Origin of the sequence: Ekhidna sp. (assembly GCF_965221965.1) — a bacterium.
In the GTDB taxonomy this organism is placed as follows: domain Bacteria; phylum Bacteroidota; class Bacteroidia; order Cytophagales; family Cyclobacteriaceae; genus Ekhidna.
The window spans coordinates 1601414-1626743 of record NZ_OZ244926.1; the positions used below are offsets into that span (position 1 = coordinate 1601414).

General features: G+C 40.2%; 26 protein-coding genes. 10 read left to right on the forward strand and 16 right to left on the reverse strand.

Going from position 1 to position 25330, the window contains the following annotated elements; genetic code table 11:
• Positions 1-8 precede the first annotated feature (8 nt).
• The 4 genes from ACOQON_RS07820 to ACOQON_RS07835 are packed head-to-tail and all read left to right on the forward strand — an operon-like array spanning position 9 to position 2926.
• A complete protein-coding gene (locus ACOQON_RS07820) occupies positions 9-392 on the forward strand; it encodes a hypothetical protein (RefSeq protein WP_420578365.1) in 384 nt (127 codons plus the stop codon).
• Positions 393-394: 2 nt separating this feature from the next.
• Positions 395-1093, forward strand: coding sequence for a glycosyltransferase family A protein (locus ACOQON_RS07825; RefSeq protein WP_420578366.1), 699 nt, complete (start codon positions 395-397; stop codon positions 1091-1093).
• A gap of 11 nt (positions 1094-1104) precedes the next feature.
• Entirely contained in the window at positions 1105-1773 is a 669-nt protein-coding gene (locus ACOQON_RS07830; RefSeq protein WP_420578367.1) for a glycosyltransferase family 2 protein, read from the forward strand.
• Positions 1760-2926, forward strand: coding sequence for a nucleotidyltransferase family protein (locus ACOQON_RS07835; protein WP_420578368.1), 1167 nt, complete (start codon positions 1760-1762; stop codon positions 2924-2926). Before ACOQON_RS07830 ends, ACOQON_RS07835 begins: the two co-directional genes overlap by 14 nt.
• A gap of 2 nt (positions 2927-2928) precedes the next feature.
• Here ACOQON_RS07835 and ACOQON_RS07840 read toward each other — a convergent pair whose 3' ends face one another.
• The 13 genes from ACOQON_RS07840 to ACOQON_RS07900 form a co-directional block, all read right to left on the reverse strand.
• Positions 2929-3930 carry a Gfo/Idh/MocA family protein gene (locus ACOQON_RS07840; protein WP_420578369.1) on the reverse strand — a complete coding sequence of 334 codons (1002 nt, stop codon included), beginning with the start codon at positions 3928-3930 and terminating at the stop codon, positions 2929-2931.
• Complete coding sequence (locus ACOQON_RS07845; RefSeq protein WP_420578370.1) at positions 3931-5322, reverse strand: COG3014 family protein; 1392 nt, start codon at positions 5320-5322, stop codon at positions 3931-3933.
• Between the two features lie 68 nt (positions 5323-5390).
• The gene (locus ACOQON_RS07850) at positions 5391-5975 is read right to left on the reverse strand and encodes a penicillin-binding protein activator LpoB (protein WP_420578371.1); all 585 of its coding nucleotides are present in this window, start codon (positions 5973-5975) and stop codon (positions 5391-5393) included.
• A gap of 44 nt (positions 5976-6019) precedes the next feature.
• On the reverse strand, positions 6020-8386 hold the full coding sequence (locus ACOQON_RS07855) for a TonB-dependent receptor (RefSeq protein WP_420578372.1): 2367 nt from the start codon (positions 8384-8386) through the stop codon (positions 6020-6022).
• 4 nt (positions 8387-8390) lie between these two features.
• Complete coding sequence (rpe, locus tag ACOQON_RS07860) at positions 8391-9044, reverse strand: ribulose-phosphate 3-epimerase (RefSeq protein WP_420578373.1); 654 nt, start codon at positions 9042-9044, stop codon at positions 8391-8393.
• Positions 9044-10696: a S8 family serine peptidase gene (locus ACOQON_RS07865; protein ID WP_420578374.1), complete on the reverse strand. Its 1653-nt coding sequence runs from the start codon at positions 10694-10696 to the stop codon at positions 9044-9046. Before ACOQON_RS07865 ends, rpe begins: the two co-directional genes overlap by 1 nt.
• Entirely contained in the window at positions 10686-11420 is a 735-nt protein-coding gene (locus tag ACOQON_RS07870) for a hypothetical protein (RefSeq protein WP_420578375.1), read from the reverse strand. The genes ACOQON_RS07865 and ACOQON_RS07870 overlap by 11 nt, the downstream gene beginning before the upstream one ends.
• Positions 11417-12535 (reverse strand): tRNA 2-thiouridine(34) synthase MnmA, encoded by a 1119-nt coding sequence (gene mnmA, locus ACOQON_RS07875; RefSeq protein WP_420578376.1) that lies wholly within the window; start codon positions 12533-12535, stop codon positions 11417-11419. The genes ACOQON_RS07870 and mnmA overlap by 4 nt, the downstream gene beginning before the upstream one ends.
• A gap of 97 nt (positions 12536-12632) precedes the next feature.
• Positions 12633-13670 carry an arsenosugar biosynthesis radical SAM (seleno)protein ArsS gene (gene arsS, locus ACOQON_RS07880; protein WP_420578377.1) on the reverse strand — a complete coding sequence of 346 codons (1038 nt, stop codon included), beginning with the start codon at positions 13668-13670 and terminating at the stop codon, positions 12633-12635.
• On the reverse strand, positions 13670-14008 hold the full coding sequence (locus ACOQON_RS07885; protein ID WP_420578378.1) for an arsenosugar biosynthesis-associated peroxidase-like protein: 339 nt from the start codon (positions 14006-14008) through the stop codon (positions 13670-13672). The genes arsS and ACOQON_RS07885 overlap by 1 nt, the downstream gene beginning before the upstream one ends.
• A gap of 30 nt (positions 14009-14038) precedes the next feature.
• On the reverse strand, positions 14039-15010 hold the full coding sequence (arsM, locus tag ACOQON_RS07890; protein WP_420578379.1) for an arsenosugar biosynthesis arsenite methyltransferase ArsM: 972 nt from the start codon (positions 15008-15010) through the stop codon (positions 14039-14041).
• A 161-nt stretch (positions 15011-15171) separates the two neighbouring features.
• A complete protein-coding gene (locus ACOQON_RS07895; protein ID WP_420578380.1) occupies positions 15172-15414 on the reverse strand; it encodes a DUF6952 family protein in 243 nt (80 codons plus the stop codon).
• Between the two features lies 1 nt (position 15415).
• The gene (locus tag ACOQON_RS07900) at positions 15416-15730 is read right to left on the reverse strand and encodes a thioredoxin family protein (protein ID WP_420578381.1); all 315 of its coding nucleotides are present in this window, start codon (positions 15728-15730) and stop codon (positions 15416-15418) included.
• An 87-nt stretch (positions 15731-15817) separates the two neighbouring features.
• On the opposite strand from ACOQON_RS07900, the gene ACOQON_RS07905 reads away from it, so the two are divergent.
• The 3 genes from ACOQON_RS07905 to ACOQON_RS07915 all read left to right on the forward strand — a co-directional run bounded on the left by ACOQON_RS07905 (position 15818) and on the right by ACOQON_RS07915 (position 19940).
• Positions 15818-16423: an N-(5'-phosphoribosyl)anthranilate isomerase gene (locus ACOQON_RS07905; protein ID WP_420578382.1), complete on the forward strand. Its 606-nt coding sequence runs from the start codon at positions 15818-15820 to the stop codon at positions 16421-16423.
• 194 nt (positions 16424-16617) lie between these two features.
• The gene (locus ACOQON_RS07910; protein WP_420578383.1) at positions 16618-18915 is read left to right on the forward strand and encodes a TonB-dependent receptor; all 2298 of its coding nucleotides are present in this window, start codon (positions 16618-16620) and stop codon (positions 18913-18915) included.
• A 2-nt stretch (positions 18916-18917) separates the two neighbouring features.
• On the forward strand, positions 18918-19940 hold the full coding sequence (locus ACOQON_RS07915) for a DUF4249 domain-containing protein (protein WP_420578384.1): 1023 nt from the start codon (positions 18918-18920) through the stop codon (positions 19938-19940).
• Between the two features lie 11 nt (positions 19941-19951).
• Here the strand turns inward: ACOQON_RS07915 and ACOQON_RS07920 are convergent, their stop codons facing one another.
• Positions 19952-21724, reverse strand: coding sequence for an ATP-binding protein (locus tag ACOQON_RS07920; protein ID WP_420578385.1), 1773 nt, complete (start codon positions 21722-21724; stop codon positions 19952-19954).
• 141 nt (positions 21725-21865) lie between these two features.
• Between ACOQON_RS07920 and ACOQON_RS07925 the strand changes: the two genes are divergently transcribed.
• The gene (locus ACOQON_RS07925; RefSeq protein ID WP_420578386.1) at positions 21866-22372 is read left to right on the forward strand and encodes an exonuclease domain-containing protein; all 507 of its coding nucleotides are present in this window, start codon (positions 21866-21868) and stop codon (positions 22370-22372) included.
• Here ACOQON_RS07925 and ACOQON_RS07930 read toward each other — a convergent pair whose 3' ends face one another.
• Complete coding sequence (locus ACOQON_RS07930) at positions 22373-23314, reverse strand: LysR substrate-binding domain-containing protein (protein WP_420578387.1); 942 nt, start codon at positions 23312-23314, stop codon at positions 22373-22375.
• A gap of 88 nt (positions 23315-23402) precedes the next feature.
• Here ACOQON_RS07930 and ACOQON_RS07935 point away from each other — a divergent pair, with 88 nt between their 5' ends.
• The gene (locus ACOQON_RS07935) at positions 23403-24113 is read left to right on the forward strand and encodes a flavodoxin family protein (RefSeq protein ID WP_420578388.1); all 711 of its coding nucleotides are present in this window, start codon (positions 23403-23405) and stop codon (positions 24111-24113) included.
• Here the strand turns inward: ACOQON_RS07935 and trmB are convergent.
• A complete protein-coding gene (gene trmB, locus ACOQON_RS07940; RefSeq protein WP_420578389.1) occupies positions 24110-24769 on the reverse strand; it encodes a tRNA (guanosine(46)-N7)-methyltransferase TrmB in 660 nt (219 codons plus the stop codon). The genes ACOQON_RS07935 and trmB overlap by 4 nt on opposite strands.
• Before the next feature lie 32 nt (positions 24770-24801).
• On the opposite strand from trmB, the gene ACOQON_RS07945 reads away from it, so the two are divergent.
• Positions 24802-25329, forward strand: coding sequence for a hypothetical protein (locus tag ACOQON_RS07945; protein WP_420578390.1), 528 nt, complete (start codon positions 24802-24804; stop codon positions 25327-25329).
• Position 25330 lies beyond the last annotated feature (1 nt).

The window sequence follows — 25330 nt, forward strand, 5'->3', positions numbered from 1 at the left end:
AATTATATATGAAAGTCAATCCAAAAGTCGTAAGTGATCAATTTGATAATGAAATCGTGGTGGTGAATCTTGAAAATGGATTTTACTACAGTTTTAAAAATTCTGCATTAAATGTTTGGCAGATGGCAATTGATGGTTTCTCAAGAGACATGATTGTTGGATCATTTGCTGATTTAAATGAAAATCAGAAGGGACAAATCAACCAATTTCTGAATCACCTAATAGAGGAATCCCTGATTGAGGAAGTGGAAGGCAGAGGCAGCAAAACTACTTCTGAATTCAAGTTTAAAGATCTTACATATGCCAAGTTTGAGGACATGAGTGATCTCATTATGATTGATCCTATTCATGATGCAGATGAGAAAAAGGGTTGGCCTCATAAAGCTGACTGAAAATGACAGGAATCACACTTATCATACCCTGTTATAATGCTGAGAAACATTTAACCGAGACTTTAGAAAGTGTTGTTGAAAGTACCTTGTTGCCAGATCAAATTATTTGTGTAGATGATGCTTCAACCGATTCCACAGTTGAGATATTGGCTTCCTCCCGACTAACTCCTCACATAATTAAAAACCAAAAAAATCAAGGACCATCCTATTGCAGGAATGTTGGTTTAACAAACACTTCCGGCAGTTATATTACCTTCTTGGATGCGGACGATTTGCTCCCCCCTGCTAAATTGAAATGGCAGAAAGAATTTCTGGATCAAAGACCTGAAATAGATATTGTGGTTGGTCAGACTATCTGTTTTCCAGATCCGAAGCGAGGGGATAAAAGGTCATCAGCTCACTTCAATGCATACTTAGGCTCCATGATGTTTAGAAAATCTCTATTAGACAAAGTTGGATTTTTTGATGAATCCCTGAGGTTTAGTGAAGATCAGGATTGGTTTTTAAGAGTACGAGAGAGAAAAGTGGGAGTAAAATATGTTGAGAAATTGGCCTTAAATAAGAGATTGCATGATGATAATATGACAAAAGATCTCTCATTCAAGGAGACAGGCTTAATCTCAGCTTTAAAAAAATCGATTGACAGGAGGAGAAAGTCCAATGATGCGCAAGACCTTGATCCATTCGGCTCGAACTTTTAGCATTAAGGTATATGAGTGACGTAACAGTTATTATTCCCACTTATAATGCCTCAAATTATATTGAGGAAACATTGAGTAGTGTATATGGTCAAGAACTGCCGCCTAAAGAAATAATTGTGGTTGATGATGGATCTTCTGATAATACTGCAAACATCGTAAGACAAAAGCACCCCAAAGTAAAGCTTTTGCAGCAGGAGAATAAAGGAGCATATGAAGCTCTTAACTATGGCATCAAATCAGCAAGGCATGATCTAATTGCTCTTCTGGATCACGATGATATTTGGTTGTCAGGGAAGCTTCGCAAGCAGGTTGAATTGATGAACATGCACCCGGAATGTCAAATGGTTTTCACATTGCTTGAAAATTATATGCCTAACCATCTCGATGGAGTAGAACTTAAACAATTGAATACTCCTCTGATGGGTATACATAAATCAACCTTAATGGTGAGGAAACATATTTTTGATAGTGTTGGGTTATTTGAAAAATCTAAAATCGAATTGCTTGAATGGTATGCAAAAGCTATTGATAAGAATATCGATCAAAAATTTGTCAATGAAGTATTGGTGAAGCGACGTATTCATGGAGCAAATCAATCACTGACTGACAAGTCCCTCCGCCAGGAGTTCCCAAAAATCATAAAGGCCATTCTTGATAGAAGGAGAAATGAAAAGAAGTGAGCTGAATGATTTGATTAAAGAGGCGGGGGTTTATCCAAACGCCCATCAATTACTGCTACTTAAATCTGCTCTTTATCCTCCAGCAGAGGCATTTGCATATTTTGAGCTATGGCTGAACCAACTGAAAGGAATTCACATAAGTAAAAGCGCATCTACAAAGCCGGGCTTGCCTCAGGTATTTGATCAATTGGATTTGGGATCTCAGAGATTGTTATCGCTACTGTATTCTAACTTGAAATCATACCGCACATCCTACCCCATTCTGGAACAATTATCTGGATATTATAAGTATGTGTGGTATAAGAATCAACTACTGAATTCAACACTGACTGCATTAGGTAAAGAGATTTCTTCATCTAATATCAATTTAATTGCCTTAAAGGGAATCGCACATATTAATCAGTTTTATGGTGATTTTGGCTCCAGACCAACTGTTGATATCGATGTGGCTGTTCAAAGAAAAGATGTTAAAAGCCTTGTTTCATTACTAAATAGGTCTGGTTGGAGATCAGTATCCGGTGATATCAACCGAATAGAAAGCTCCATGTTTCACGCACACTCATTTAAAAGAAAAGGACTTGAGTTAGATGTACATATTCGATTTTCACTTTATGCCCTGAAGCAGGCGACAGAATATTTAATGTGGGAAAGGGCGATTGCCAGTGATAATACTATTAAGTATTTATCACCGCCGGATGAACTCTATTGTGTTTTGCTACATGGTATGCAGTGGAACCTTGTTCCGCCTATTCGCTGGGTAGCAGATAGCGTGAAGATTATTGAAGGATTGACGGATGATCAATGGGTGATGTTAAAAGAATTGATTCGCTCGGAGAATTATCAAACTCCGATCGATATGCTTAGATATCTGAATGAAAATGAATTTGCACGAATTCCTTCAGAAATATTGAATATGCCTGATATCTCTGAAAGTAAGCTATTGCAAAATCAATACAGATTTTCACTAGTACCCAGAGAGGATAATGACATGATCATGGCTCGAAGAGTATTTTATCGAACGCTTTATAAAAACAATGGGAATTATCTTAAGACGTTAAAAGACTGGTTTTCTCACTACCTGTATTCAAGAAATAAAAAATATATCATTCAATTGATTTTTGAATTGATTCGTCTGCAATTCAAGAGAAGTTGAAATTAATCATCCAGATAGATTACGGGCTCTTCTCTTTTCGTTCTAGCAGATTTATATAATGCTTCTATTATCTGCACATCGATAAGGCCCTCATACCCACTCGCTTTTAAGTTCGTATCATTTTCAATATAATCAATGAAATCCTCAAGAAAACTCACTATTGGTGCTTTCCTTGTTTTTGGTATTCGTAATTCAGTCAAAGGATTTCTGAATTTCTGCCCCTTGAATCCAAATGCTTTGTTAAGCACATATTTATGATTTGAGGTTTTAACGACAAGCTTGTTTACTTTTTCTCTGTAATTAGCATTGAATTTTACATTAGGTCTATTCTCATAAAGAAACTCAAAATCTATCCAATCCTCCACTCCATCATCGCTCAATGAGTATTCTGCCACTGCTCTTACAGATTTTGGCAATTCACTAGTAATGTACCTTGCTGCCTGTATGCAATAGATTCCAGAATCCAGCAGAGCCCCACCACCGGCAAGATTTTTTGATAAGCGCCACTCATTTTTGTCAGCAATTGGATGTCCAAACTCAGATTTAATCTCCAGAATCTGATTCCTACTCTTCAATTGCATCAAAAACTGATGATGTGGTTCATAATGAAGACGATAACCAATTGCCAATTTGACATTGTTGGATTTACATGCACGGATCATTGCTTTTGCTTCTCCTACATTGGCAGCCATTGGCTTCTCACAAATCACATGTTTGCCAACTGAAGCGGCCAGTACAGTATATTTAGCATGTAGTGATATCGGCAATGCGATGTAGACAATATCAATCTCATCATTAGAGCCGATATCAGTAAATGATTCATAGCTGTAAATACTCTCTTTCTTAAGATTGTATTTATGACGCCACATTGTCCCTTTTATATTACTTCCAGTAACCACAGCAGCTAAGTGACACTTATTGGATTTTGTAATTGCAGGAGCGATATGATATGTACTGTAATACCCCAGACCAACAATCGCAATTCCCAATGAGTCGGTCTTCATTTAAAACGCTATGTTACTTTCAAGTGATTGATATGTCTGGAAAAGAGTCTTTCCCTTCTCCCCTATAAATTTGAATGTCTGAATACTTTCTGTTTTAGCTCCTTCAGTGTGTAGGACGACCTCATTCTCTCCTTCTTCCAAAGGAACCCTCGTGTAGTGAATGCTATGAGGCATGGTCTGCCAGTTTCTCGTATCCGCCTGCTCCGAAGCGAAGTTGACAATGCTCACCAAAAAACCGAGTGTTTCGTCTTCTTTTCGAACCTGTTTTTCAACCGTTTTTTTAATAGCTACCCGTAACAACCCCTTTCCGAACTCTTCCAGCATGCGTTCTCTTAGAGTTTTAAAGGCAATTGCATTGATATCCTCTACTTTCTCTAGCGGGTAGTAATAGTTATCTATTTCAAGACTAGCCTGATGGAAGAAAGGTTCTCTTTCTACATATTTTGGGAACGCTACACGTGTACCTGTCAGGTCAGTAATACTTGCATTTCCATCATCTCCAGCATCATAGTAAAATGGAAAATTCAACCCGTATTCTTCGTTCTGAAAAAACACTTGTCCGCCTTCTCCTGCTACAGCCACAAAGCTTATTGACCACTCATCTTTGACAGGTGAAAGTCCATTGTGCCAAAAGAAGACTAACTCTCCTCCTGATGAAGGTGGCATTGGTACATACTCCACTCCTAACTCCTCACTGAATTTATCAAGCTCTTCCGGAAAACCAGCGAGTGAAGCAGTTCGAAGCAAGTCTTTTTTTAGTTGCTGAGGAGCTGACAAACCGAACATCTCTGAAAATTCATTCTGATATATTTCAAGCGAATTTCTGTATGCTATAAATGCATTATTATAATCACCTGCCGCATCATAGATGATACCCATCAGGTTGTGAATGAATGCATCTTTCTGATACTTGTTTTCAGAAACGTACTTATCACCGAGTTCATAGAGCCGCTGATTCAATCGTCGACATTCCACCAAAGCAGCATCATAATCCTCCATTTTGAGAAAGTTCAGTGCTTTATAATATAATAGCATTAAGTGCTCATGATCCTCTCCGGGATAAACGATCAAGTTTGGATTTAGAAAATAAGATGCAGCAAAATTGACATAGTTTTTCTGATAGTCTTCACCGAATATGTAAGCCTGCTCCAGCCATTTATTGCTTTCCTCATAGTTGCCCAAAAGATGCTCTACCACTCCTTGATTGGCGTAGTACAGGAACCGTGTTTTACTTTTAGCTGCCTTTTTATTCTGATCTAAAATGCTGGCCGCCTGCTCGATATTCCCCTGCTCAAAGTTTTTGTTAAACTCATAGTTGAGCTGATAGAACGAGGCACAGCTTGTCAGCAGAATAAATACAGCTATACTGGATATGGTCTTTCTGAAAACCATGAAAGTGTGGTGATTTTTAAAAAGGTGTAAGTAACGAGTCGTGAGTAATGATTCTCACGACCCATTAATTAATTCTTGATGTATTTTTTGATCTCTTTATCTCCGATCCAAACCTTCTCGTTCGTCTCAATATTAGTGAGCTCCAGGTTTACTTTGTAGTTTACCACCTTTTCCCTTTTGTAAGAATCAGTTACAGCTGTGATTACACCAAACATCATAAAGTCAGCACCGAGTTCTTTCCCCCATTGAGCCTGAGTTTCAGGCGAAGCAAACTCCCCCTGCTCAGCACGCTCTTCACGAAGTTTTTCTCTAAACTCTGCGTTAGAAACCACACGAACAAAACCAGAGTTTACAAACTCTCTTTCAATGTCCTTGATGAAGGTTTCTGACTCAATATGCTCTGTGCTTTTGTTTTGTACATACCCGACAATGACAACCGGTTTACGATCATTATTGATGCGGAAATCATTGTGCCAGGGTCTTCCAGTTACATCCTGGATCATTTCTTCTGCCACCAATTTGGAATCCGTGTCGTTCCAACGGCCACTGAGGTCGACTTGTTGATCCGGATTGATTCGGGTTACTTGTCTGTTGCATGATGCGAGCATGACAACAGCTATGAGTATCATGGATAATTGAGTGATTCTTTTCATTCTCTTTTTATATTATGGTGAAACAAAGATAGGTGATCTGCCACCTAAAAATCTGCTGAAATTTTGAAATTCAAAAACCTTGCCGATAATGAATTTGGGATGGCTAATTGTGCACCTGTCACATCCTGTATCCAGGAATAAGATAGCGTGTTATCTGCGCCTAATACATTTAACACCTCAGCTCTTAACCATAAGGTTTTCAGGTACTTATTGTTTCTGAGTTCAAATGATTTGGATAGCCCAATGTCTACACGATAATATTCATCTCCGGAAAAAATATTTCTAGCATTTATTTCATTCGGTGGACCTAAAGGGTAACCGGAACCAAACACAGAGTTTACATAAACCCGCATGGTTGGATCGTTTGGCAGGTGATCTTCAAAGTAGAAGGCGAGGTTAATACGCTGATCGGTTGGTCTTCTAATAAATCCTTTATCGTCTTCAGCTATATCCTCTTTGGTATTCAAAATACCCAGACTAAACCATGATTGCGTACCAGGAATGAACTCTCCATTTATGCGAAAATCAAAACCGTAGGCATAGGCCTCAGCATCATTATTGGCAAAATACCTGAGTCGGACGTTATCAATATCAAAAGCAATTACATTATCCATGTGCTTATAATAGCTCTCCACTGAAAACAAAAAAGGACGATCCCACCAGGTGATTAATCGTTCCATCGCCCCTATGATGTGGATGGATTGCTGGGCTTTAACGTCTTCCTGAATATCTCCATTTCGATCTCTCAGCTCCCGGTAGAAAGGTGGTTGGCTATACTTTCCTATCGATAATCGAAAAGAGGTTTCTTTTTCCCAGTTAGGCTTGAAGCGATAAATGAGTCGAGGGCTAAACAGTGTTTCTCCATTATAATCCATGTGATTGATTCTTGTCCCTACGTTCACAGCGTACATAGAATCCTTGGAGAAAATTGTGGATTGCAAGTAGCCGGTAATAATGTTTGTTTCTAAATCCAACTCATTGAACGTACTCTCATTCAGGATGACGAAACCGGCAGAGTCTAAAAAGGCATACTCATTGAGTTCATCGTCAATGATGTTTTTATTGAAGCCTACACCCCCTTCCAGAATGGCCCAATCTGAAAGCAGGTATTCATTTCTCCATTCTGCATTGTAAATCTGTGCTTCCAGCCTATTTCTACCATAGTTGAAGTTGGTACCAATTCCACGGATGACAACACAATCGTTGAAGCTATTCGAGCCCGGGTTATTGTCAATATCACAAATCCGATAAGCTCCTTCTACGTTGTAATTCTCTCGTTCAGAGGTATAAACACCTGAAACAATCCATCGGCTCAGAAATCGGTTAGACCATCTGTGAGAAAGATTGAATCCACTCTGGTAAGTATCATAATCCAGCTCCTCTCTCCCATCAAATGCGGTTTGAATTCTCAGGTTCTGTGAAACAGATCCGAAATCGGTGGTTTGAGATTCTGGTAAGGTGAGGTACCTATTTCTTCCATAAGACAGCAGCCAGTTGAGCTTCGTTCGGTTGATTTGATCACTTCCTTTCCCTGTCAAATCGAACGTAAAAAATCCCTGAATATCACTGTAGGTAGGCAAGTACTGGCCTTGAGTTTCCAGGGTATTTAAGAGATACCTGGAGTCTCTGTGCCGAGCACCAAACACGTATTGCACATCATCATTGATTCGATTTCCGATGTAAGCAGACCCACCGAGTAGTCCGAAGTTGATCTGACCTTCCAATGACTCAGGTTCTTTGTAATCGATATTTAATGAGGATGATAGCTTATCCCCATATTTGGATTCCCAGCCTCCGGCATAGAAGTCGATATCTCCTACCAAATCAGGATTAACAAAACTTAATCCTTCCTGTCGTCCGGCATTGGCCAGAAATGGTCTGTATACGGGAATGTCATTCACATAGACCAGGTTTTCATCAAAGTTTCCCCCACGAACATTATAGGCAGATGAAAGCTCATTGTTTCCAGCCACTCCGGGTAAAGTCAACAATACTTTACTGAAATCGCCAAATGCGGATGGCAGGTTCTTTGCAGATTTAGGGTCAATCCTGGTAGCAGGATCGATGGCATCTCGTTCACGATCTCCCTCCACCTCTACATCGTCCAACTGAGTAGCTCCCGGCTTCATAGTGACTATAAAATCGCTTACTCCGGTTAGAATATCAGAAAGCTCATAAGCACCATATTGTACGTGCGAAAAGATGAGATCATAGGTTCCCGGTGCTAATTCCAGCAAAAAGTATCCGTCAACATTGGAGATGGTTCCTTTCGTTCGGTCGCTTTTGAGAATGACATTTACTGCTGGTATCGGCTCTCCAAGTTCATCGACAATCCTGCCTTCTATCACACCATTCTGAGCAATAAGTGGAATGGTAAAGCCGAGAAAAAGCAAGAGAGCAAGCGTTCTCAATGAATTACGCTTTTTTGAGATTAGCGATGGTCTGGGCTGGGTCATCAGACTTAAAAACGAAGCTTCCGGCCACTAGCATATCCGCACCAGCATTAAAAAGTTCACCAGCGTTCTGATCATTTACACCCCCATCAATCTCGATGATGATTTCCGGATTGATTTCATCGACCATCTTCTTGAGCTTTCGTGTCTTTTCAAAAGTGGTTTCAATGAACTTCTGTCCACCAAATCCGGGGTTGACAGACATTAGCAAAACAAGATCCACATAGGGTAATATCTCCTCCAGCGCACTTACCGGGCGATGTGGGTTGATTACCACACCTGCTTTAGCCCCTAAATTTCTTATTTCAGTGACCGTACGATGCAAATGTCTGCAGGCCTCTTCATGCACAGTGATAATTTCTGCCCCGGCTTTCATACAATCTTCCAGGTATGGATCTGCATGTTCGATCATCAAGTGGAAATCCATTGGCTTTTTGGCGTGTTTGTGAATGGCCTGACAAACAGGAAATCCAAACGAAATATTCGGAACAAACACCCCATCCATGATATCAATATGGATGTAATCTGCTTCACTGTTGTTGAGCATTTCTACTTCCTGCTGCACGTTTGCGAAATCAGCAGCAAGAAATGAGGGGGCGATTAGCTTTCGGGACATTAGAAATTGATGAGTTTGACGATCTTTTGATTGTTTCCTATTTGCAAGAATAAGAAATAAACTCCTTGTTGGCTACCGTCAATCGTCAATTCCATGTTTTCTTTTACGTCTTTCTTTTCAAATGACTGGTTATAGACCAGACCTCCTTTTGGATCCAGGATGCGTATTTGCATGCCTTCTTTAAAGTCACCATTGGTCAGCAAATAGAGTGTATCTCCCTTAAATGGATTGGGATAAAAGGTTACTTTATCGTCTAATATGTCATTGATATTCAGTGCCTTTACATCTTTTGCATAAGCATAATTCGGCACGCCCCAACCCAAGAGATTGTCTGGATTTGCATCGAGGTGTCCTGATGCTTTGATGGCTGTGATAATTTCATTGTAGGCTCTTTCCGGGTTGACCTGCCAGATGCATGCTGCAAAGCCGGCGATTAACGGAGAAGCAAAACTGGTTCCCCCACCTCGTTCGATAGACCCATTTCCTCTCATAACTGTAGTACCATCTCCAAATGCGGCTACATCTGGCTTGATTCTACCATCAGATGTTGGTCCAACAGAACTAAAATCAGATCGCTCAAAGTTTGGATCAACGCTAGCCACCGCAATAATACCTTTTGCGTCTGCAGGGTGGCTGATTAAGTTGCCTGGGGAATTTCTCGTACCGCTGTTGCCAGCACTGGTAACGACCACTATTCCTTTCTTAGCGGCCATTTCCGCTGCAATAGAGACAATGGAGGTTTGACCATCCAGATCATCTTTGGAATAATCGTGTTCCGGAATATCGAATGTATTGTAACCCAATGACGCATTGATTACATCGGCACCCAAACTATCTGCATATTCTGCTCCTAGCAGCCAATTGTACTCCTCTACCCGATCTTCACTGCCTCCTTCTTCTGTGACACACAAGATGTACTCAGCCCCAGGCGCAATCCCTATCAGATCACCTTCTTCTGAGGTATAATTTGATGCGATGATGGAAAAAACAGATGTTCCATGATCCCCAAACTGGAATACATTTCCTGAGTTCTCAACGAAATCTTTTGTGGCTAAAAGTCTATTATCGTCCCAGATATGCTGAAATGGGGTAAATTGATTAACACCGGTAAAGCCATTGTCTAAAACAGCAATCAACATTCCCTGTCCTTTTACATCCTCCTGATGCATGAAAAAGGCACCAAGCATACCAAGCTGTATATTAGAATCTCCATTTTGTGAAATGGGCGGATCAAAGGTCTCAGGATCAGCAGGTATATCTTTCTCATAGCTCAAGCGTGTCGTATCTGCAATCCATGCAATGCTGTCTACAAATGAAAGTGCTGAAACATCATCTAATAGAGTAGTATCTGCATTTACCAATGCTCCGTTCATCCATTTGGACGTAAAGAACACATCAATACCCACATCTCTTAATCCTTGAACATATGTAGGCGACACAGGTAAATCATCTTCTTTGATGCTTATTCCCTGCTTTTCCCTACGATCAATGGCACGCTGTGTAAGAAACGCTTCAGGGTTTGAGATAGAATAAGGATATCCTTCACCTGCTTTATCTGTGAAGTAGACAAAATATCTGTTGACCTGACTCTGGGCGAGGACAGTCTGTGTGCATAGAATCAGCGTCAGTAGCCACAAAAACTTATTCTTCATTTCCTATTTCAATTAAAACCTGCTTCAAGGAACGACCTGCAATTACTTCTCCCAAATCCGGCCCACAATCACTGGACGTACACTTTTTTTGTGTTAGATAATCTTTCTCAACTAATCCAATGCCTTTAGCATAGACTTCACTCCTCAAATCAACACCGGTCACGTTTTCTTCTATATCTTCAATTATTACCCTAATATGATCATCAAGACTCAGCGAATCAATGTTATTGGTTTCTACGGGCTGGTAGTAATAAGACAGTTCTGACCTACTATTTAAACTGTTTCCGTCCCATTCCTTCCCTTCCTTTACAGGAAAGGTCAATTTGATAAACGGAATGTTATTTTCTGTGATAGAAAGATAGTTGGAAGTCCGTGTGACTGTCCATAAAGAATCGCTTTCCCATGCATCCATTTCATTCGTTCGAATGTCCCTCCTGAGCAAGTAGATGGTTTGGTCATTTGAAGGGATGGAATCGATGATGATCTCCCGGAGCTGATAGACAGATGTATCAAACCCTGTGATCAGATACTTGATTTCTTCAACATCATAGATACGATAATCACCAACGGCGAGCGGATAAAAGTCATATCCTACAGTTTCCGGACCTACTTCTTTTGAGGAGTTGCAGGAAGAGAAAAATAATGCAAAGAGAAGTATAAAAACACCCCCCTTCACCCCCCTAAAGGGGGGAATTAATCCTAGAAATAACTTAGACTTGTTCAATTTTCTCTATTCTGATGAAAGCTTGAGGTAATCCAACCGCCACCAATCACATCGTCTCCTTCATAAAATACAGCAGCCTGACCGGGAGCGATAGCACTCACACCATTTCCGAAATACACTTTCATGGTATCACCCACCTGCTCAATAACGGCCGGGTTGCCTTTGTCATTGTATCGCACCTTGGTGACGGTATCCTTTCGCTCGCCTTCAATGCTGGCATATTTCTGCATATTGAGCTGCTTAACATACATACCATCCCTGCTCAACTCATCAAAAGTACCCAAAACAACTCGATTTGTATCTTTCTGTATTTCAGTGACATATACAGGGTAGCCTAAAGCAATACCTAAGCCCTTTCGCTGACCTACGGTGTAGAAAGGATAACCTTCATGCTTACCTACTACCTCACAAGTTCCTTCGAGTACAAACTCTCCTCCTGCTACCTCTTTTTCCATGTCAGGAACTCTTCTTTTCAAAAAGCCTCGATAATCATTGTCAGGAACAAAGCAGATTTCATACGACTCTGATTTGGACACGAGCTCATAGAACTCTCGTTCACGAGCCATGTCATAAATCTCAGATTTCTTCAGATGTCCTAATGGATATTTCGTTCGACTTAAGCTTTCCTGTGAAATTCCCCAAAGGGCATACGATTGGTCTTTATATCCATCGACCCCTCTTGATACAACAAATCGGTCGTTCTCCTCTCGAATGTTAGCATAGTGACCTGTTGCGATGTATTCGCAATCCAGCTTATCTGCCCTTCTCAGCAATGCATCCCATTTGATGTGTGTATTACACATCACACACGGATTGGGTGTTCGCCCAGCCATGTATTCATCTGTGAAGTAGTCGATGACAGCATCACCAAATTCTTCTCTGATGTCTACAATAAAATGCGGGAAACCAAGATTTACGGCGATGTTTCGCGCGTCGTTGATCGAATCCAGACTGCAACAGCCTGTTTCCTTGCTACTTCCTCCAGAGGTCTGATAGTCCCACGTTTTCATGGTCATTCCTATCACCTCGTATCCTTCTTCGTGCAGCATCACTGCGGCCAGTGAGCTGTCAATGCCGCCACTCATGGCGACTAAAATTCTTCCTTTTTTACTCATTGTGTTGTACTTCTGCCGGGTTCACAGCCACGGTTTATACATAAAAACGCAAAGGTAAGTCAGTTATAGGTCTGAAAGAACAATAAAATCAAGAATGTCAGGTAGTTGTCCCCCCACAGCTACTTCCGGCTCCTGCTGTGCAACCATAGCAATGCTGATTGATGATGATCTCTCTTTTCTCAAGCGTATCCTGATCAAAATCTTTGATGTGCTGAGGGCCATTCACTTTCAGCTCCAGCATTTGGTTGAAATCACAATCATAGACATACCCATCCCATCCGATGCTGATGGTGTTTCTACACATGACTCCTTCTGCTGCTGCCGGATTAAAAGCATTAACCAATTCGTCCATATAATCCTCGTACTTCTCCGTTTTTACCAGATATTCAAGGAACCTGCTTATTGGTAAATTGGTGATGCAGAAAAGGTCGTTGAAGACGATATCATACTCCAATAGCTTTCTTTTGAACTGGCTTTCCAGTGCTTTCTGATCACCCGGAAGAAAAGCCCCTGCAGGATTATACACCAGGTCGAGCTTCAGATCTGATTCCTCTTTTCCATAGCCTACGGCATTGAGCATTTGCAAGGCTTTAATCGACTTGTCGAAGACTCCAACTCCTCTTTGTGCATCTGTTCGTTTTGCAGTGAAGTATGGAAGGCTGGATACCACATTGATCTTGTGCTTTCTGAAAAATTCTGGAAGATCATTGTACTTCGGGTTGGCAAGAATAATCGTAAGATTACAACGAACGATTACCTGCTTTCCAAGCTTACACAACTCTTCCACAAACCATCGGAAGTGAGGGTTCATTTCGGGAGCTCCACCTGTCAAATCCACAGTGGAGATGTCCGTCCCCTCCAATGCATCGAGACATTGCTGCATGGTTCCTTTGGTCATAATCTCCTTACGATCGGGACCTGCATCTACGTGGCAATGTGCACATACCTGGTTGCACATCTTCCCCACGTTTATTTGAAAAATATCAATATGAGTCGGTTTCAGAGGCGAATGTCCAATTTCCTTCATCTTCTCATCGAATGCTGGAATTCCAATGGATTCCGAATCATCCAACACCTCCAATTGTCCTTCCGAACTGCCTAATTTATGTTTTTGTCTCTGAAGTGATTTTAACATTACATCAATTTTTCATTTACCTGATTCATCATTTGTACGCCATGTACCAATGATGCGCCACCTCTGATGGCAGCTGCTACGTGTACAGCCTCCATCATTTGCTCTTCGTCCACTCCTTTTTGTAATGTATCTGCTGTGTAAGCATCTATACAATAAGGACACTGAATGGCGTGAGCAACAGCCAAAGCGATGAGTGATTTTTCGCGTGCTGTTAAGGCTCCTTCTGCAAAGACCTCTCCATAGTAATCGAAGAATTTATCACCCAGCTTTTTATGCCATTCTGTGATGTTACCGAATTTCTTAAGGTCTTCCGATTTGTAGTATGCGTCGTTTTTCATTTCGTTGATTTAAGATGTTATTATTTAATCTCAGCAGCATCCACCTCCATCATAAAAGAATGTGCTATCTGAAACGTAGATGTATTCACGATTCAGTTTCTCCAGGTTTCCAGCGGTTTTATCACATACTGAAAGTGGTTGATTGTACATCAGCACATGTCCCGCATGGTCATCAAAGTATTCTTCTTTCCCGGTATATATGGCAGTCCTTCCTGTAAAAACACATGGTCCGTCTTCCGGCATAGGATCTTTAATGGCACATACTTCCACGCTATCAATGTGAATGGGTTTTTCGGTATCATAATGATCAGTATCCAAAATACGATAGGGACGCTTGGCGCGGATTTCAACCGTTCCAAAGCCTACTTCTGTGATCATGTCGATATAATGTTTCAATGGAAGTGCGCCGCTTAGACACAGCGCTCTGAGCTTCGGATCTTCCTTCAAATTATCAGGCATTTCATTCTCACAAACAGGATCTGATAGAACCAGCCTTCCGTGCGGTTTAAGTACCCGATACATCTCTTTCAACGCTTTCTTAAGATCTTCTTCGTGAAAGATATTGAAGAGGCAGTTTTGAGCAGCCACATCGATACTTCCATCTTCAACGGGAAGATTTAACGCATCTCCTGATCGAAGGCTCACAAATTCAGACTTAAACCAGTCATTCAGGTTTTCAGCTTCTTTGAAATTCAACGCGGAAGCTGCAAGCATTTCATCCACAACATCCACACCTATCACCCCATCCTTTTGACGGCTGAAATAGGCAAACTGTAAGAGCTCCATGCCCCCTCCAACCCCTACATATAGTATTTTGGGATTATTGACCAAATCCCTGGGATGTACGGTGCTACCACAACCATAATTCATTTGCTGCATCCGTTTTGGGATATCCAGTCCCGGGAAAGCCCAAATGGGCGTAGTTGTGCAGCAAAGTCCAACGTCTGGCGTTTCAGCAGCTCGTTTGTATACTTCCTTGGTTGTCTCTAAATATTGTTCCATCTATTGTTTGATACTGAATAGTTTAAAATCGCTATGAATTTGATCCAAGTTGTAATAGCTAACAATGCAAAAAATCCATAGATCGGATAAATGTAAACCATATAGCTTACGAGAAAATCCTAACCTATGGATTTATAGAAAGTTTGTCGTGTGGGTATCTTTTATGAAATGGAGTTTCTAACCCGACCGGTATATTCCCTGAGTGCAGTCTTAAAATCCACACCGTTTTCTTCCATACTCTGAATGACTTGAAGTGCTGCATAAGCATGAGTTAATTGCTCTCCCTCATCTTCACCCGGAATCTCAATCTCAGGTTGTTGCTCTTCGGCAATGGCTGCCTCTGCTTTTTCTAGTTCCTCTCTTGAATGGTTCTCTACAAGTTGCTTGATGACAGGTATTTTCATGCTACAGATTGTTTATAAGTTCTACTACTGCTTCCTCCTTACTGGTGGCCTGACCAGAAACGAACTCTCCATTTTTGAAAGTGGCAAAGAACGGCAAATTTGTCACTCCGGCCAGCTTTCTCGCTTCGGGACTCTTCTCTGCATTGACGTCCAGAAAGGTAACCTCATTGAAACGGTCATCCTCAGAAAGTCTTCTGAACTTTGGGGCGAACAAACGACAGCTTCCGCACCAATCTGCGAAATATTTTACCACCACTTTTTCGTTGTTATCAATTGTGTTTTTGAAGTCTTCGTCTGTCTTTAATTCTACAGCCATTTTTTAATGTTTTCGTGTCAAAACAGCAAATTAATTCAAAATGTTTCGAATGGTTGGCTTTCTTTGCGAGAGAAAATATTTGAATCTATGGCTCTTAAAACATTCGTTAAAATCAGCAACATTAACAACCTATCGGATGCCCGTTACTGTGCAGGAATGATGGTTGATGTACTGGGTTTTAATATTGACCCTGAATCTGACTCACATGTGAGTGAAGATGATTTTAATGAAATTACCGAATGGGTAGCTGGTGTAAAGTTTGCCGGTGAATTTCATGGAGCTACAACTGAGCAGATCAAAGAATCAGTGAAGAATTATCCGGTTGATTATGTTGAAATTGACGATCTGGATAAAGTTGAAAAAGTGGGATTATTGGGCAAGCCTATCATATTCAGACTCTCCATTGAAAATGCTGAGGATTTGACCAATATGAAATCAACTTTGAGCTATTTAGACGAGCTTGTTAAAATGGTGATTGTTCAATCTGAAAACGACCAACTGTTTGATCAGATAGATGCTCAAATCGGTTATTACAATGGGAATCTAAAATTGCTTAAAGGATATGGCATTGCTGAAGATGAGAGCCTTGGTAACTTTCCTGGTTTAGCACTGCAAGCCACTGAAGAAGATCGGCCCGGGTTCAAGGATTATGGGCAAATTATGGATATTTTGGAGCTGATTGAAGAGGATTGATCTTTTTTTCCAGTCCTGGCCTTGAACAGAAATTCATGTCTTTTTTAATTGTAAAAAAGCGTTGACCTCTTCAAGAGATCAGGTGTCTTTTATAGCTACTTTCATCATCCGGTTTATTTTGGATGAGACTTTCTTTGATCATAACCTGTCTTTTTTTTATCGTTTCGAGCGCTATTTCCCAGTTGATCGAAACGGTGGGCATACCCAATAACAAGGATTCTCCACCATTTAATTTAACCGGATATGTTTTTGACGTTAGTACGGGAGAGCCCCTCCTGGGAGCTACAATTTTGTTAGAGAGACAAGAAAAGGGAACCATTACCTCAGAGTCGGGGGCTTACTCTTTTCAACTGTATAAAGGAACTTACACACTTGATGTTTCTTATACCGGGTATGAGCGAAAGCAAAAGAAAATAAATCTAATTGGTGATGGAAAAATCAACCTCGGACTAAGGCCAAGCATTACATCGCTTCAAGAGGTCGTTGTTAGTGGGTCCAATCAACAAACATTCGTAAACAAAAAGTCCGGGACACAAACGCTCACGATTGAGCGAATTAGAGAGTTGCCTAACATAGGTGGCGAAGTAGACATCATAAGATCTTTAACTCTTTTACCAGGAATAAGTACTCCGGGCGAAGCTACCGGAGGATTTAATGTCAGGGGTGGGAACTATGATCAAAACCTGATTTTGTACGAGGGAGCCACTCTGTTTAATCCCTCTCACCTATTCGGGTTTGTTTCCGCAATTAACCCGAGCATCGTCAGGTCTGCTGACCTATATAAAGGATACATCCCTTCGATGTATGGAGGCAGGGCATCATCAGTTCTAGATATCCATAGTGAGAAAGGAAATTTTGGATCATGGAATGGCGAATTGACCCTTGGAATGCTAAGCTCGAGCATTGGTGTTGGAGGTCCAGTTATCGATAACAAGGTTTCAGTACTTTTTGGAGCAAGAAAATCATATACCAACTGGTTATTTAAATATGCCAAGGATGGAAACATTAACAACAGCAGAGCTGATTTTAACGATTACAATGTTAACCTCAGCTATGCTATAAGCGAGGACAATGATTTCCAGTATACAGGATACCGGAGTACTGATTTATTCCAATTTGCAACGAATACTTCAAATTCATGGACGAATGAAGCACACTCAGTAAAGTATACCTCTCAGTTTACCAGTGATATTGTTTTCAATGCGTTTGGAACCTATAGTCATTACGCTTCTACCATCAAGGATGATAACGAGTTTACCGGATTTTCGCTCAATACAGGAATAGCCAAAAGTAAAGGTGGGTCGAACCTTCAACTACCTATAGGTCCATTTCTGACAAAAACAGGCGGTGAAATAGAATACTATGAAAGCAATCCTGGAATCATAATTCCTTCTGAAGGTTCTTCTATTCAACCCGATAGAGTAGACAAAGAGCATGCTCGAATTATTTCAGTTTTTGTAGATAATGAAATTTCTCTTTCAAACTTTTCCATAAGTGGTGGTCTTCGCTATTCGGATTACCGACTGATTGGACCAGACACAATAGCCATTTACGACCCGCAATTCTCAAGAAGAACGCAATATATCGTTGACACTCAAATTGAAAAAAATGAAGTCGTCAACTACGCTGGTTTTGAACCACGTATAGGGATCAATTATCAAATAGATCAAAATATGAGCATTAAGGCATCCTATAATAAAATGTATCAGTATGTTCATTTGATCTCAAACACAACAGCTATTGCACCGAATGATCAGTGGAAGCTGAGTGACACATACATCGCACCTCAAAGCACCGAACAGTATACGCTAGGTTATTTTTCTAAAATAAAATTGTTTAATGTCTCGGTTGAGATCTTCCATAAAAGATTTGAAAACCTGATTGAATATAAAGACGGGGCTAACCTCTTTGTCAACAAGAATATTGAAACAGAATTATTTCAGGGGCCAGGAAGAGCCTATGGTCTTGAATTGTTCTTAGAGAAAAAGGTAGGCCGACTAAACGGATGGTTTAGCTATACTTTTTCGAGGAGTATCAGATGGTCGAGAAGTAATTTTGAATCAGAGACCATCAACAAAGGCCGAGAATACCCGACATCATTTGATCAACCTCATAACCTTAGCACGGTTATAAACTATCGGTTAAGCAAAGTCACAAGTATATCCACCATCTTTTCTTATCAGTCAGGTAGGCCGGTAACACTTCCAAAGGGTAAGATATGGCTGGCAAATACGATCCTTGGATATTTCAATGAGCGAAATAACAGTCGAATTCCTAACTATCATCGGCTAGACTTATCATTTAAGTTTCATTGGCCTTCAAAGCATCTGCTGTTGGATGGGGATTGGACGCTATCTATTTACAATCTATATGGAAGAGATAATGCCTATTCAGTCTTTTTTGAAGATTCAGAAAATGGACCACCACAGGCACTGAAGCTTTCAATAATTGGATCAGCTTTTCCATCACTCAGTTATAATCTTAAGTTCTGAAAATGAGACGTATCAAACAGCTTTTACTGATTTCATTTCTATCAGCGTGTGTTACACCTCTTGATTTTGAGGTTGCTGAACCTGAAAAAACGATCGTTGTTGATGGCTTTATCTCTGACTTACCAGGTCCCCACTTAATTCAGATTACTTACATGGCACCATTCAAGAGAGTAAGTGATGGTGGAACGGTTTATCCTGTAAAAGGTGCCGATGTTGAAGTGATTAGTGAAAGCGGTTCTCGGATTCAACTAATCGAGATAAGAGATGGACGGTATGAGACCCCACCAGTCTTTCAGGGTATAGCTGGAGATAAATATCAGCTTAAGGTTGTGACCGCTGATGGTATTCAAATTGAATCAGCATTCCATGAATTGGTTAAAGGACCTGAGCTTGATACTGTATTTACCCGATTTAGAAAGCTTCCATCCTCCGACGAATATGATTTTCGTTCCGGTATTGAGGTGATTGCACAATGGAAAGATCCTGCAGGCGAAAGGAATTTTCATTTGTGGACACGACATCAGGGCATATACAAAATCATTACCTCTCCTCCTAGCCCTCCACCAAACTGCTGTGCTATTTGCTGGATCACAGATGTATCTGACCAAATAAATGTTCATGAAGATCTGAGACAAGATGGTGAATTGATTAAAGAGACTGCCCTGTTCATCGAGGATGACGGCAGAAGATTCAGAGAAAGATACTGGGTAGAATTGCAACAGCTAACCATAACACCAGAGGCCTATGAATTCTACAAAACACTGAAATCTCAATTGGACATAGAGGGATCCATTTTTGACCCCCCGGTAGCAGAGATAAAAGGAAATCTACAAGTATCCAATGACCAAAATGTAGCGGTTCTCGGGTACTTCGGTGCTTTTGGAGCACAAAAAAGATCCTTTTACATAAACAGGGAATTAATCGAAGAGCGACAACCTGAATATATCATCTATGATTTTTGTCAATTTCTATTAAACTCTAACCCCGTAAAACCTACATTTTGGAAAGATGCGGATGAAGATTAAAATTCCTATTGCTATCCTTTTCCGGGAAGTCTAACAATAAAAGTTGTTCCTTGTCCTACCTCTGTATCATAACTCACCTCGCCTCCCATTCTTTCAGTGAATAGTTTAACAATGGAAAGGCCTAAACCAATAGACGCTTCTCCTTTGGTTGGTCGTGCACTTAGTTGTTGATATTTACGAAATAGTTTTTTCTTATCATCTTCAGTGAGTCCTGGTCCCTGATCTTCAACTGAAATCTTGATCATTTTCCCGTCTTCTTTCACTGAAACAGTAACCTCTGATTGGGAAGGACTGTATTTTATCGCATTTGTCAGTAGATTTTCCAGGACTTGTGTAGTATACACTTTATCAGCTTCTACCATCAGGTTTTCCGATAAGTTGGTATTGATGGAAATAGCCTTTTCCGATGCTTTTGATTCATTTTCCTGCACTACCTGTTTGATGATGTGAGATATGTCAAAGGTTTCCTTCTTTACATTATGCCTTCCGGTTTCTATTGCATCCACATCCAGAATCTTGTCTATCAATGATTGCATTTTTTCAGAAGATTGAAGAATAAATCCAAGAATCTTATTACCTCCTTCACTTAGCTTTTCCTGAGATTCAATGATTTGAGCACCATTGAAAATATTGGCCAATGGTGACCTTAAATCATGTGCAAGCACCTGGATCAGATTGTTTTTTTCTTCGTTTAAACCTCTCAACTGATTATTGGTATCCTCAATCATCTTTTGCTGTTGAAGTAAACGCTCAGTGTTTTGTGACTTGATACGATACAAGAAATAGACCAAAAGAAGAATTACAATCACTACAATGATGATCGAAATTAGTAGGATATTTAGTCGCTGAGCTTCTTTATCTCGTTCGGCAGCTTCAAGCAATCGCTCATATTGTGCTTCTTTTTCTCTGTTGGAGAGCACTATTTCTTCCAAAGGCCCAATTTCTGCAGATTTAGAAATTCGATTGATGATTTCACTTGCGTTAGAGCCCAGATACTTCGTTATGATTTTTCGGCGATCTTCCTGAAAGCGCGCACTATTAAAGTAATCATTAACCGGGTCTTTCCAGTCACTATTTTTAGGATAAATCATAGCTAAACCTTCAAGTTTTACTGGAAAGAATAATTGTCGCTTGACGTTGGTATTATTGTCAACAGCAACTAAAAAATTGGCAATATCAACATATCCAAAACTTCCGTCACGATTATTGATTTGATCTAAAATATCACCGCTATTGTTTGTGTATTCGACCTCAAAATCAACATTTAGATTGTTCTTTAACTTATCCAGGGCGTCTACGAGGGTGGTGCTTCTGATGGATATTGCTGTTTTTCCCTGAAGAATTTGCCCTAATTGATACTCAGAGAGAGCGACCGGAATGTTAGCATTAGATACCAACACTGCGATATCAGCCATGTAGGGTTCGGTAAAATTAAAAATACGTTTTCGTTGTGGGGTTATTGATAAAGAAGAAGCTCCAAAAGTTCCTCCATTCCCAAGACGAACTTTTTCCATCACTTCATCAAAACTTTGAGTTTCAATCCATTGCAACTCAATTTCCACATCATACATGGCTTCCAGATAATCTACAAAGGAGACAGCCAGATCATGTTCGATTCCATCAATGATATCCAAGGAATTCTCAATAATGACATTGTTGGGGTACCAATAAAACGTAACTGTCCCCTTCTTGTCCTTGAGAATAGTCTTCCAATTATCTCCATTGGAATATCCTGAAAGCAAAACAATGAAACCTACTATGAATAACGCTGTTCGTGATAGCATATCAAGAAGCATATACGCTCAAAAATAGGTGAGCAGATGCTCTGACTTAAGTTTATATATCATGTTTTATTATTTCAAACCATGAACTTTAGACAAGCCGATGTTTTGAGTAGATAAACATCTAAAGCTTATTTTAGCAGTATGTCTCTTGAACCATTCTCGGCTCTTGATTTTGAAACAGCCACCTGGAACCCTGCCAGCGTTTGCCAGGTCGGAATTGTTCGATTTGAGGATGGAAAGGTGGTAGAAAAAATCAATCGGCTAATTCAGCCCCCTAAGAATGAATATTTCTACAAGAACATTGAAATCCATGGAATTAAGCCGGAAAACACTTTAGATGCACCATTATTTGAAGAGGTTTGGTTTGACTTCAAGCACTTAATCGAAGATCAGGTGGTGGTTGCGCATAATGCCAATTTTGATGTGAATTGTCTCAGGAGTAGTCTGGCTTTTTATGACATAGCCCAACCTGACTTTGAGGTCAGGTGCACACGAGTTATCTATCGAAGAGGGCTTGCATATCTAAGCAAGAAGTACAAAATTCCTTTGACGCATCACAATGCATATAGCGATGCATTTGCATGTGGACAACTTTATCTCATGCACCTTAAACGGCAGGCGTTACCAAAAACCGGAACGCTATTTTAATTACCAGTTAACAGTAATTCCCGGGTCTACGACTTCCCTCCCATCTTTTTGCCTCATCCTAGGCGGTATATTTTGGCAAATGGTGTTGGTGAGCGCTTCAAATAAATGCTCCTTGCCACTCAGTTTTCTGCTCACAAAACCAATTTCCCGAATCTTATCGTCCAATATAGCAAGGTGTTTTTCTTGTTCTGATACCAGACTTAGCGTGGTTAATTCAGGTAAAATGGTTGCTCCACCGTAGTGATCTACCATTCGTATGAGTGAGTCGATGCTGCTACATAGATATTTCATTCGGGTATTGGATTTAATGTTTCGAAATGAGCAAATATCATTCACCTGATCCCTGAAACAATTGCCTTCTTCCAGCAGCCAAAGGTTTTCAATTTCTATGTTAGAAATACTAAAGCTTTCGAGAGAATCAAACAATTGGTCATTCTTATAAAGGAAGAATGACTCGTAGAAAAGAGGTTTTACCTCTATTCCCTGACGGGTAATGGGTGTCGAGATGATTCCTCCATCCAATTCCCCAAGCCTTACCTGCTGTAGTATTTGTTCTGTTAACTGCTCGTGGATTTCAATCGTAATTTCCGGAAATGAATTGGTAAAATCATCGATAAACATCGGGACAAGAAATGGGGATAATGTAGGAATCACACCAAGGCGTAAGATCCCTTTAAATTCGGTACTAAGAGCAATGGCATAATCTTTTAGCTGCTTACTGGCGGAGACTATCTCACCCGCCCGTAAAAGAAATTTCAAGCCCGACTCTGTCGGTTCAATTTTCGATCTTGATCGATCAAAAAGCGAAATACCAATTTCATTCTCAAGATTCTTTATCTGTAAACTTAAGGCGGGCTGGGTCATGCCAAGTGCTTTGGCTGCCTGTGTAAAAGAGCCCAGGCGTTCCAGCGTTAATGCATATTCAAGCTGCTGAAGGTTCATTAGTAATTTTTATCAATGAACAAATATCATTAATAAAAACAATAGCAATCAACGATAATGTCGATTTGCTTTCATTAAATTGAACATTATGAACAATCCGGATTTTTCAGGCCTTTCAGCACTTTACATCAACTGTACGTTGAAGAAATCACCTCGGCAGAGTCATACACAAGGGCTTATGCAGGTTTCCATGGATATCATGGAGAAAGAGGGTGTCTCAGTGGAATACCTTCGGTTTGTTGATCATGAGGTTCCCTACGGTGTATATCCGGACATGAAAGAGCATGGATATGATACGGATGAATTTCCTGATCTTTTCGAAAAGGTAATGAAAGCAGATATCCTCATCATAGGTACTCCAATCTGGTTAGGTGAAAAATCATCTGTCGCAACCAAGCTAATTGAACGATTATATGGTATGAGCGGCAAGCAAAACGACAAGGGGCAGTATATCTACTATGGCAAGGTTGGTGGATGTGTGATTACAGGGAATGAAGATGGTATTAAGCACTGTGCTATGGGCATGCTGTACGCCCTTCAGCACCTTGGATATTCCATTCCTCCACAGGCTGACTGTGGGTGGATTGGTGAAGCAGGCCCGGGTCCCAGCTATATGGATAAGGAGTCGCAGGCTTTTGAGAATGCTTTTACAAATCGTAACACCACCTTCATGACTTATAACCTATTGCATCTTGCCAGGATGCTTAAAGAAAATGATGGCTATCCGACATATGGAAATTCGAGAAGTGATTGGGATGATGGTGCCCGTTGGAATTTTGAGAATCCGGAGTATCGCTAATCTTTAAAACGCAGCTTCATATATTTGACCTTCTCTCCTTTTTCTGTCCATATACGCTCATATTTTGTTTTTATTTCGTGATGATCCTTTAGCAAAGGAGACTCATAAAGGTCTAATGTAAACTCATGATCCCTGATTGGAAAATCAGTCAAAACCTGCAGAGTATATTCAAATAAGTTGGTGTTATCTGTTTTGAATCTAAACCAACCATCGGGCTTTAATATCTGTCGATACTTCTCTAGAAATGATTTATTTGAAAGGCGGTGTTTCTCATCCCGATCCTTAGGTCTGGGATCCGGGAATGTAAGCCAAATCTCATCCACCTCATCCTTTCCGAATAGATTCAGGATTTCTATGATGTGTGTCCGGAGAAAGGCAACATTATCCAATCCGTTCTTTTGAGCATATTGGCTTCCCCTCCATACACGATCTCCTTTGATGTCAACCCCGATGAAGTTCTTATTTGGAAATTTTTCAGCGAGTGAAATTGTATACTCACCCCATCCGCAAGCCAATTCGATAACAATATCATTTTCATTTTGAAAGAAGTCACTCCAGTGGCCTTTAATCTCATTGAAAATTTCCTTTCCCGGCTCAATTACATTTCTACTTGCTTTATTTTGGGCAAACTTTTCTAACTTATTTATCTTACTCAAGGTATTTCCAATTCAATCAAATAATCAAACCAATGAAATCGAATATTCTATTCTCCCTATTCATGCTTTTTGTACTTTCAACATACTCGCAGGAAAGTGAAGCTGAAGTAGTAAAAGCTGTTGATGACTTAACCATCAATTGGGACAATGAAGCCGAGAAACTGCAAACATATGAAGGCTTAGGCAGTTTTTGTGGCAATTCTATTTACAGAAAGAAAATAATTGGGATGCTGGATGAGATTCACCATTACGACACCCTGCTTTATGGAATTGTTACCAGAAAATTTGAGAAGAATCAAGATCCGGAAGCTAAGGCCACCTTGGATGATATTGAAACATTAGAAAGTGATTATACAACTAAATCCTTCAGACGCTTTATTCATCAGGAGTGTAATACTTACAATGAAATAGAGAATAATCTGGGTAGAGAAAAAGGATCAGAGTATAAGAAAGAGGTAAAAGCACTCGAAGATGAGTTGAAGAAGTATGTAATAGAAATTACCAAGCAAATAGACCTGATCGATGAGCATGTCCACCATTTGCATTTAGGAGAAAACTAGA